Here is a 9955-nt window from a genome sequence, read left to right on the forward strand (position 1 = left end):
TGCAGGGCTTCACCTCCACCCCCCGCCCCCTGGACGGGGTGCCCCCCTTCGTCTGGCACGGCTCCATCCGCAGCCCCGAGATCGCCGAGCAGGCCGCCTTCTACGGTGACGGCTTCTTCCACAACAACATCTTCTGGCCCGCCACGCACACCAAGAAGCTCATCTCGCTCTACCGCCGCCGCTTCGAGCACTACGGCCACGGCAGGGCCGAACAGGCCATCGTCGGCCTGGGCGGACAGGTGTTCATGCGCAAGAACTCCCAGGACGCGGTGAGGGAGTTCCGCCCCTACTTCGACAACGCGCCGGTCTACGGCGGTGGCCCCTCCCTGGAGGAGTTCACCCGCGAGACCCCGCTGACCGTCGGCAGCCCGCAGGAGGTCATCGACCGCACGCTGACCTTCCGCGACTCCTTCGGCGACTACCAGCGCCAGCTCTTCCTCATGGACCACGCGGGCCTGCCGCTCAAGACGGTCCTGGAGCAGCTGGACCTGCTCGGCGAGGAGGTCGTGCCGGTGCTGCGCAAGGAGTTCGCCGCCGGGCGGCCCGCGCACGTGCCCGACGCGCCCACCCACGCCTCGCTGCTGGCCGCCAAGGGGGACGCGGACACCGCCTCCGGCCGGGACGGCCAGCGGTAGGTCCGCATCCGGCCCGGGCCGTGGCGACCCCCTGGAACCCATGGGGGCGTCCACGGCCCGGGCCGCGCCGCGCCCGGAACCCGTCTCGGGTCCTGCGGGCGCGGCGCTGTTCCTACGGGGAGGCCTGGCCGACCGGCTCCTGGGCCCGCGGCGCGCGGGCGCCGTCCTGGTCCGCGTTCCCGTCCCGTGACGGGCGTGGGGCGACGATGCCCTGCTCCACCGCCATGTCGCGCAGCAGCGGGTGCGTGGTCCACAGCGTCGGCAGCATGAGCAGGCCGACGGGCACCGCGGTCACCACGATGAAGGACTGCAACGCCTGGATTCCGCCGTCCCCCACCAGCAGCAGTGCGACGGCGGCCAGCCCCATCCCCACGCACCAGAACGCGCGGACCAGGCCCGAGGGTTCGCCCTCGTGCATGCTGGAGACCGCGATGGTGTAGGACATGGAGTCGAGCGTGGACGCCAGGAAGATCAGCGCCACGACCACCATCAGCACGCCCAGTGCTCCGGTCAGCGGCAGCGCCTCCAGGATGGCCAGCGCTGCTGCGGGCAGCCCGTCCTCGGCGTAGGGGCCCGTGATCGTGCCGGGCTCGCGCTGCTCCAGCCAGATGCCGGTGCCGCCCAGCGCGGTGAACCAGAGCATGGTCACCACCGAGGGCACCACCGTCGCCCCGACGTAGATGTCGCGCACGGTGCGGCCCCGCGAGATGCGGGCGAAGAAGACCGCCATCATGGGCCCGAAGCCCAGGAACCAGCCGAAGAAGAACAGCGTCCAGTACCCGAGCCACTGCTCGTCGCCCCGGTACAGCGCCATCGGGAGGAACTCCCGGGCGTGCACGGCGTTCGCCTGCAGGAACAGGTTGACGACGAAGGGCAGCGACGCCATGCCGACGATGACGGCGATGAGCGCCAGGGCCACCCAGACGTTGGCCCGGCTCAGCAGCTGGATGCCCTTGTGGATCCCGCTCAGCACCGACACCGCGGCCACCGCGGTCAGGGCCAGGATGATCAGCGCCTGGACGGCGTAGGTGTCGGGAAGCCCGAACAGCTCGCTGCAGATGTAGGAGATCTGGAGCCCGAGGAAGCCGATGGGCCCCACGGTCCCGGCCACCACGGCGAGCACGCAGCTGATGTCGGCGACCGCGCCGATCCAGTGCGTGCGCACCCGCTCGCCCAGGAGCGGCCACAGCAGGGTGCGCGGGCGCAGCGGCATGCCCTTCTCGACACCGCGCATCATGACCAGGGTGGCCAGCGCGCCGCCGATGGCCCAGCCGATGAAGCCCCAGTGCACGAAGCTCTGCGCGAGCGCCACCGCCGCGCCCTCGGCCCCGCCGTCGACCCGGTCGGCGTACTGCGGCGGCGGGGAGGCGTAGTGGGCGATGGGTTCGGCCGCCGCCCAGAAGACCCCTCCGGCGGCCAGCAGGGTGGTGACGACCATCGCGATCCAGGTGAACCGCTTGAACTCGGGTTTGTCGGTGCCGCCCATGCGGACCCGCCCGTAGCGGGAGAAGGCCAGGACGGTCATGACGACGAAGGTGGCCAGCATCAGCAGCTGCCAGTAGGCGCCGAACCAGCGCGCGGACCAGGTGAAGGCCGCGTCCACGGCGGCACCCGTGGCGCGGGGGGCGACCAGGGCGGCGAGGACGAAGGCGGTCATCAGGGCGCCGGACACGCTCATGACCCAGGGATCGGAACGTCTGCCTCGCGCGGACGCGCGTGAGCGCAGAGTGGAGAACATGGAGTAGAGGAAGCCCCTCGAATGGAAGCACCGGCCGGGACGCGCCGCAGCCGGTATCTGAAGCTCCATGCGCTGTGCGCGCGTGGCGGCCGCCGGGAACGACCGCCCGGTCTCACGGCCAGCGCGGCAGGCGCGGCATGGAGTGGGGCGGAGCGTCGAACGCAGCCCTGCCCGGTCGCCGACGGGCACTCACGGCGGGGGACGAGGGGGAAGAGCGGTCCCCGGGTCCCACCGCGGGCGGCGCGACGACGACGTTCCACACTATCGCAGGCCACGGCGCGTGTCCGTGTGAGGGTAAACACTGCTGACGGGTCACCGGGCGGGGAGGGGCCGGGGCCCGGGGCCGCCCGTGCGGGTCGGTGTCCCCCGCGTTCCGTGTGCGGGCCGCGTCCACGGAACACGGGGGGACGCCGTACCCGGCGCCGACTGCGACAATAAGGACATGTCGCCCATATCTCCGCTTCCGGAGCGTACCGGCAGCGCACCGCCCGGGACGGCCGCGCCCTCCGGGGAGGGTGCGGGTCTGGGGACCTGGCGGCGCGAGCCGAGCACCCTGGTGCGGCGGGCCGCCCCGCTTCCGGAGGGGGCCGCGGCGCCCTTCGTGATCATCGCGGAGTCCCACGCGCCGGGCGCCCCCACGGAGTGGGAGCCGCACGCGCACCCCGCGCACGAACTGGTGTGGGTGCGCTGCGGGGCGCTGACCGCCCGCGTCGGCGACCGCGTCTTCACCGTCTCCGAGGGGTGCGGGCTGTGGGTGCCCGCCGGGGAGGTGCACGCCGGCCGACTGACGGCCAGGGCCGAACTCCACACCGCCTTCTTCGCCCCGGACCGCACGCCGGTCGCCTTCGAGGGCCCCACGGCCATCGCGATGACCCCGGTGCTGGAGTCACTGCTGATGCGCCTGGCCCGCACCGACCTGGACGCCGGGGCGCGCTCGCGCGCGGAGGCGGTGGTGTTCGACGTGCTGGAGCCGTCACTGCCCCAGCTCGCGCTGCGCCTGCCCGGCGAGGCCCGGGCCGACGTGATCGCCGACGCCCTGCTGCGCGACCCCGCCGACGACCGTTCCCTGGAGGAGTGGGCGCGCGACCTGGGCGTGAGCCCCCGCACGATCAGCCGCGCCTTCCGCACCGCCACCGGGCTCTCGTTCGCGCAGTGGCGGCAGTCACTGCGCATCCACCGGGCGCTCCTGCTGCTCGGCGAGGGGTGCGAGGTGCAGGACGCCGCCGAACTCCTCGGATACGCCCAGACCAGCACCTTCATCGACGCCTTCCGGCGCGTGATGGGCACCACCCCGGGGACGTACTTCGGCCCTTCCCGGGCGGCCGTTGACCGGAATTCCGTATCCGGTGTCCGGAAGTCCTGATTGCAGCCACGGAGCGGCCGAATCTATTCTGAGTGAGTGAAGGCTAACCTAATCTCCCGTTCGGGTGCCCGTGCCCGTGTCCGGCCGTATCCGCTGGTCGGGCAGTGTGCGCACGCCGTCCGCGGCTCCGTCCGCGCCGTGCCGCGTCCGTCCTCCGCCACGGCCGCCGCGCTCCCGGCACGCCCGGCACGCCCGGCGTGCCCAGCGCCGTGACGCGGGCGCACGCCCTGAGCGGGGACCGGCTGGTCCTGAGCTACGGCAGTTCCACGGTCGTCCACGGCGCCTCGCTGTCCCTGGAGGCCGGGCGCGTGACCGCCCTGGTGGGGCCCAACGGCAGCGGCAAGTCCACGCTCCTGCGCTCACTCGCCCGACTGCACCGCATCGACGAGGGGCAGGTCACGCTCGGCGGCGGGGACGGGGAGCCCGGGCGCCCGGCTTCCCTGCTCAGTGCACGCCGGTTCGCCCGGGAGGTCACCCTGTTCGCCCAGGCCCGGCCCACGCCGGAGGGCCTGTCGGTCAGGGACGTCGTCGCGTTCGGACGCCACCCCTACCGGCGCGGCCTCGCGGGGCTCTCCGACCAGGACCGGCGCGCCATCGAGCACGCCATGGAGGCCACCGGGGTGCGGGACATGGCCGACCGGGCGGCCGGACAGCTCTCCGGCGGAGAGATGCAGCGCGTCTGGCTCGCCACCTGCCTGGCCCAGGACACCGGCGTCGTACTGCTGGACGAGCCCACCAACCACCTGGACCTGCGCTACCAGGTCGAGACCCTCGACCTGATCCGCGACCTCGCGGAGGACCACGGGGTCGCCGTCGGCGTCGTGCTGCACGACCTCGACCACGCCGCGCGCGTCGCGGACACGCTGCTGCTGCTCAGCGCCGGACGCGTCCACTCCGCGGGCGACCCGGCCGAGGTCCTCACCAGCCGCAACCTCAGCGAGGTCTACGGCATCCGGGTCGAGGTCGCCCACGACCTCCGGACCGGCCGACTGCGCATCGACCCCGTGGGCCGCCACGCGGCCCGCCCCCGGTCCGCGGACGCGGACCACCCGAACACCGCAGAACAGAACAGAGAGAACCACCCATGACCCGTCTCCCCCATCTCGCGACCGCGGCCTGCGCCGCCCTCGCCCTCGCCGTGACAGGATGCGGCACCACCAGCGTCGAGGAGCCCGAGACCGGCGGCGTCGCCGCGCCCGCCTCCGAGAGCTGCGCCGAGGACACCACGACCACCTCCACGGGCCCGGTGTCGCTGACCGACGGTGTCGGCCGACAGGTGGAGCTCGACCAGCCCGCCGAGCGCATCGCCGTCCTGGAGTGGCAGCAGGTCGAGGACGCGCTCACCCTGTGCGTCACCCCCGTGGCGGTCTCCGACACCGAGGGCTACAGCACCTGGGTGAGCGCGGAGGAGCTGCCCGAGGGCGTGACCGACATCGGCAACCGCGAGGAGCCCGACCTCGACACCCTGTACGCGCAGAACCCCGACCTGGTCATCGTGGAGGCCTTCAGCGCCGACGACGAGATCATCGCGCAGCTGGAGGAGCGCGGGGTGCCCGTCCTCGTCACGCTGGGCGCCGACCCGGCCGACCCCGTCGGGAACATGCGGAGCGTCTTCCAGATGATCGGTGAGGCCACGGGGCGCACCGAGCGGGCCGAGCAGGTGATCGGGGAGTTCGACGCCCACCTCGCCGAGGCCAAGGAGCGGGTGGCCTCCGCCGACCTGCCCACGAAGGACTTCCTGTACTTCGACGGGTGGCTCCAGGGCGGCAACCTCACCATCCGGCCCTACGGCGAGGGCGCGTTGTTCACCGCCCTCGGCGAGGAGCTCGGGATGACCCCGGTCTGGACCGACGAGATCAACGAGGCCTACGGGGACGGCGGCGTCAACCCCTCCTACGGCCTGGCGCAGACCGACGTCGAGGGACTCACCGCCGTGGGCGGGGCCAACCTCTTCTACGCCAACGACGAGGGCGTCGGCGGCTACGTGGAGGCGCTGGAGGAGAACCCGATCTGGAACTCCCTCCCGGCCGTGGAGGAGAACCGGGCCCACGCCTTCCCCCCGCGGATCTGGGGCGCGGGCGGCCCGCGCTCGACCGCGCAGGCGGTCGACGCATTCGCCGACGCGATCACCCAGGAATGAGCGGTTCGCTTCAGGCCCCGCCCCGGCGGTCCCCGCTGCCGCGCGTCGGTGCGCGCGGCGGCGCCGCCGGGGCGGCGGTCCTCGCGGGACTGGTCGCCGCGATCCTCGCGGTGGCCGTGTGGCACCTCACCCAGGGGACCTCCGGCGTGGGGTGGTGGGACCTGGTGCGCTACGCGGCCGGGGAGCGGGAGGCCGTCGACGGGGTTCCGGTCGGCGACGTGCTGGCCGGATCGCGGCTTCCGCGCCTGTTCGCCGGTGTGGCCGTGGGCTTCGCCCTCGGCGTCGCCGGGGCGCTGCTGCAGTCGGTCACGCGCAACGCGCTCGCCTCTCCCGACACGCTCGCGGTCACGGCGGGGTCCTACCTGGCCCTGACCCTGGTCGCCGCGTTCGGGTTCGCCGTCCCGCTGTGGGCCTCCGGTCTGGTGTCCTTCACCGGGGGGCTGCTGGCCGCCGCGCTCGTGCTGGGACTGGCGGGCAACGCCGCCGGAACGGCCACGACGCGGCTGATCCTGGCCGGTTCGGCGACCGCGATGGCCCTGGACGCGGCGACCGCGATGCTGCTGATCCTGTTCAAGGAGAACACCACCGGCCTCTTCGCCTGGGGGAGCGGTTCACTGGCCCAGCTCAACATCGACGCGTCCCTGCGCGCGATGCCGCTCATCGCGGTCGTGCTGGGCGCTGCGCTGCTGCTGAGCCGAAGGCTGGACGTGCTGGGCCTGGGCGACGACACCGCGGCCTCGCTCGGCGTGCCCCTGCGCTCGACCCGGACCGCCGCGGTGCTGTGCGCCGTGCTCCTCACCGGAGCGGCGGTGACGCTGGCCGGCCCGATCGCCTTCGTCGGTCTGGGCGCGCCCGTGCTGGCGCGCCTGCTCGCCGGACGGATCCGGCCGCTGCGCAGGCACCTGCTGCTCGTGACCGCCTCCGGGCTCCTCGGCGCCCTCCTGATCCTGCTCGCGGACGCCGGACTACGCGCGCTGCTCGGCGCCGAGGGCGCCGCCTCGATCCCCACGGGAGTGCCCACGGCCGTGCTCGGCGGCCTGCTCATCGTGGCCCTGGCCCTGCGCCTGCGCGACGCGGGCCCGGTGCGCCGACCGCCGGGCGCGCGGACCGGGCCGCGCACGCGGCGGCGCTTCCTCGGCGTCCTGCTCGTCGCGGCGGCCCTGCTCGTCTCGGCGGCGCTCGTGGGCCTGCTCGCGGGGAGCCTGTGGCTGCGCACGGGCGACATCGCACTATGGCTCCAGGGGAGCGCACCCGACCTGATCGGCCGGTCCCTGGACGAACGGTTCCCCCGCGTGGCCGCCGCCGTACTCGCCGGAGCGGCGCTGGGCCTGGCCGGGAGCGCGGTCCAGAGCACCGTGCGCAACCCGCTCGCGGAGCCGGGTCTGCTGGGCATCACCGCCGGAGCCGGGCTGGGGGCGGTGATCGTGGTGACCTCCGGCTCGGGCGGCGGCCTGCCGTCGCTGGTCACCATGTCGGTCCTCACGGGCCTGGCCACGTTCGCGCTGATCGCCGCGCTGGCCTGGAGGGGCGCGCTGCGTCCGGACCGGTTCGTGCTGATCGGCATCGGGTGCGGGTACAGCCTGAGCGCGGTCACGACGTTCCTGCTCCTGCGCGCCGACCCCTGGCAGACCCCGCGCATCTTCACGTGGCTGTCCGGCACGACCTACGGGCGCACCCTGCCGGAGGTCGTGCCGGTCGCCGTGGCGCTCGTCCTGGCGGCGCCGCTGATGCTCGGCCTGGCCCGCCACCTCGACCTGATCGCCGTGGACGAGGACACGCCCCGCATCCTCGGCATGCGGGTGGAGCGGATGCGGCTGGTGCTGCTCACCGTCGCCGCGGTCCTGGCTGCCGTCAGCGTGGTCGCGGTCGGGGTCGTCGGCTTCGTCGGGCTCGTGGCGCCCCACCTGGCCCGCGCGCTGGTCGGAGCCCGGCACGGGCGCAGCGTTCCGGTCGCGATGCTGCTGGGCGCGCTGCTGGTCTGCGTGGCCGACACCCTGGGCCGCACGCTGCTGGCCCCGGCCCAGCTGCCGGCGGGGCTCATGATCGCCCTGGTCGGCGCCCCCTACCTCGTCTGGCTGCTGCGCCGTTCCCGCGCGTGAACCGCCGATCCCCTCCGATCCGCACCAGGAGTACCGAATGCCGTCCCACAGACCCGACGCGCCCGCCCCGGTCGTCGTCCCCTTCGACCCGGCCGCCGTGCCCGCGCCCCTGGCGCGGATCGCCCCCGCCCGGGTGCTCGAACGCTGGGGAGCGGTCGACCGCTCGGCCCACGCGCCCGAGATCGTGGCCGTCCCCGACGGGGCGGGGGAGGGCTGGGCCGCCGCCGCGCTGGTGACGGCGCGCCCGCGCACGGCCTACGCCAAGATCGTCGACGCCGTCGGCGACGTGCCCGCCGCCGCGGCGGCGGTCCTGGCCCACGCGCGGGGCCGGGGGCTCGTACAGGTCAAGTGGGAGGGGTGGACGGTAGGCGCCGAGGAGGCCTCCGCCGCCGGTTTCGCGCCGCTGGAGGCACCGCGCGGGGAGGGCGGGGAGGGCGGGGACGGGAACCGTCCGCCCGCCGGTCACGTGCGCTGGCTGGGGGAGGGCCCGGCTGAGGCGGAGCCGCCGTACTACCGCCAGTCCACGAACTTCACGTGCGGCGCCGTCACCGCCCTGGTCGCACAGGTGCAGGCCGGGGCGGTGCCCCGCGAGTCCCTGGACCGCCCGGCGGAGCTGACGCTGTGGCGCGACGCGACGAACTTCCCCGCCTGCGAGCCCGTCGGGCTGGGCGTGGCCGTGCGCCGGGCGTGGCCGTCGTCGCCCGTCACGGTGTTCCTCGACGTGGACCGGCCGGTCATGCTCGACTCCTACGCCGGGGACGAGGGGGAGTGGCGCGCCGTCCTCCAGCGCGCGTCGCGGGAGGACGCGGCGCGGGCCGGGGTCCCGGTGGACCCGCGCCGCCTGTCCACGGCCGACATCCGCGACGCGATCGGCCGGGGGGAGCGCGTCCTGCTGCTGGTCTCCCTGGCCGCGATGCAGGGCTTCGACGTGCCGCACTGGGTGCTCTGCCACGGGGCCGTGCCGGGCGCGCTCGTGATCGAGGACCCCTGGACCAACGGCGCCACGGGCGACACCTGGGTCGACGCCCACCTGCTGCCCGTATCCGACGCCGCGCTCGACGCGATGTCGTCGCTGGAGGGGGACGGCTACCGCGGCGCCGTGGGCATCGCGGGGCCGGAGGAGGAAACGGAGGGGGGACCGGAGGGGGAACCGGAGGGCGAGCTGGCGGGGGAGCCGCCGCGCCGTTCCTGAGACCTGATACCGTCCCGCGTCCGTGGACCGATGCGTCCCGCGTCCGCCATGGTGTGCCCCGGTTCACCCCGTGCTGGTGGACCGGTCGGTCCGGTAGCCGCCGAGGTCGCCGGTTCTGGGAAAGTGGGGACGGGGCACGGCACACCGTGTCCCGCAGCACCGACAAGGAGGAGGGGCGATGATCCTCATCGTCGTCAAGTTCCGGGTCAAGCCCGAGGTTGGAGACGGGTTCCTGGACGCGGTCGCCGACTTCACCGCGGCCACCCGCGCCGAGCCGGGCAACCTGTGGTTCGAGTGGTCCCGCAGCGTCGAGCGCGAGAACGAGTTCGTGCTCGTCGAGGCGTTCAAGGACGGCGCCGCCGAGGCGCACGTCAACAGCGACCACTTCCGTGACGGGCTGGCCGCCATGAAGCCGCTGCTCACCGAGACCCCGCTCATCGTCAGCCGGGTCGTGGAGGGCGAGGGCTGGGACCGGATGGGCGAGCTCACCATCGAGGCCTGACCGGTTTCCGTTTCCTCCAGGCAGTGTTCCGGCCCCGGGCGATCGCCCGGGGCCGTTTCCGTGTTTTCCACAGGCGGGAGTTGGGGGTGTTCTGGGGTGGGGGCGGAGTGGTTTGCTGGAAATAGGGGGGATCCCACCCAGCAGGCGTTTTGGCATGCCCTGAAACGCTCGGCACCCAATAAGGGTAATGGATTGAGGGGTAGGGAGGGGCCGTCTTCAGGTCTCTCCCCTACGCCGTTCTTGTCGGGGGTTTCTGGCGGCAACGAAAGCGCGCCAGCTGCCGCGA

At 73.9% G+C, this 9955-nt stretch carries 8 protein-coding genes; 7 read left to right on the forward strand and 1 reads right to left on the reverse strand.

The annotated features are described in order from the left end of the window. On the forward strand, positions 1-635 hold a 635-nt coding region (locus G011_RS30445), incomplete at its 5' end, for an LLM class flavin-dependent oxidoreductase (RefSeq protein WP_019611529.1). A gap of 112 nt (positions 636-747) precedes the next feature. Here G011_RS30445 and G011_RS0128930 read toward each other — a convergent pair. Further along, positions 748-2313 carry a BCCT family transporter gene (locus G011_RS0128930; RefSeq protein WP_019611530.1) on the reverse strand — a complete coding sequence of 522 codons (1566 nt, stop codon included), beginning with the start codon at positions 2311-2313 and terminating at the stop codon, positions 748-750. Positions 2314-2815: 502 nt separating this feature from the next. Between G011_RS0128930 and G011_RS0128935 the strand changes: the two genes are divergently transcribed. The 6 genes from G011_RS0128935 to G011_RS0128960 all read left to right on the forward strand — a co-directional run bounded on the left by G011_RS0128935 (position 2816) and on the right by G011_RS0128960 (position 9669). Beyond that, positions 2816-3736, forward strand: coding sequence for an AraC family transcriptional regulator (locus tag G011_RS0128935; protein WP_196808548.1), 921 nt, complete (start codon positions 2816-2818; stop codon positions 3734-3736). 197 nt (positions 3737-3933) lie between these two features. Further along, a complete protein-coding gene (locus G011_RS30450) occupies positions 3934-4824 on the forward strand; it encodes an ABC transporter ATP-binding protein (RefSeq protein ID WP_036553289.1) in 891 nt (296 codons plus the stop codon). Next, the gene (locus G011_RS0128945) at positions 4821-5876 is read left to right on the forward strand and encodes an iron-siderophore ABC transporter substrate-binding protein (protein ID WP_019611533.1); all 1056 of its coding nucleotides are present in this window, start codon (positions 4821-4823) and stop codon (positions 5874-5876) included. The genes G011_RS30450 and G011_RS0128945 overlap by 4 nt, the downstream gene beginning before the upstream one ends. Next, a complete protein-coding gene (locus G011_RS0128950) occupies positions 5873-7975 on the forward strand; it encodes an iron ABC transporter permease (RefSeq protein WP_019611534.1) in 2103 nt (700 codons plus the stop codon). Before G011_RS0128945 ends, G011_RS0128950 begins: the two co-directional genes overlap by 4 nt. A 37-nt stretch (positions 7976-8012) precedes the next feature. Then, positions 8013-9167 carry a peptidase C39 family protein gene (locus tag G011_RS0128955; RefSeq protein ID WP_019611535.1) on the forward strand — a complete coding sequence of 385 codons (1155 nt, stop codon included), beginning with the start codon at positions 8013-8015 and terminating at the stop codon, positions 9165-9167. Positions 9168-9345: 178 nt separating this feature from the next. Continuing rightward, positions 9346-9669: a putative quinol monooxygenase gene (locus G011_RS0128960; protein ID WP_019611536.1), complete on the forward strand. Its 324-nt coding sequence runs from the start codon at positions 9346-9348 to the stop codon at positions 9667-9669. The last annotated feature ends 286 nt before the right edge of the window (positions 9670-9955 follow it).

This window comes from Nocardiopsis sp. CNS-639, assembly GCF_000381685.1.
In the GTDB taxonomy this organism is placed as follows: domain Bacteria; phylum Actinomycetota; class Actinomycetes; order Streptosporangiales; family Streptosporangiaceae; genus Nocardiopsis; species Nocardiopsis dassonvillei.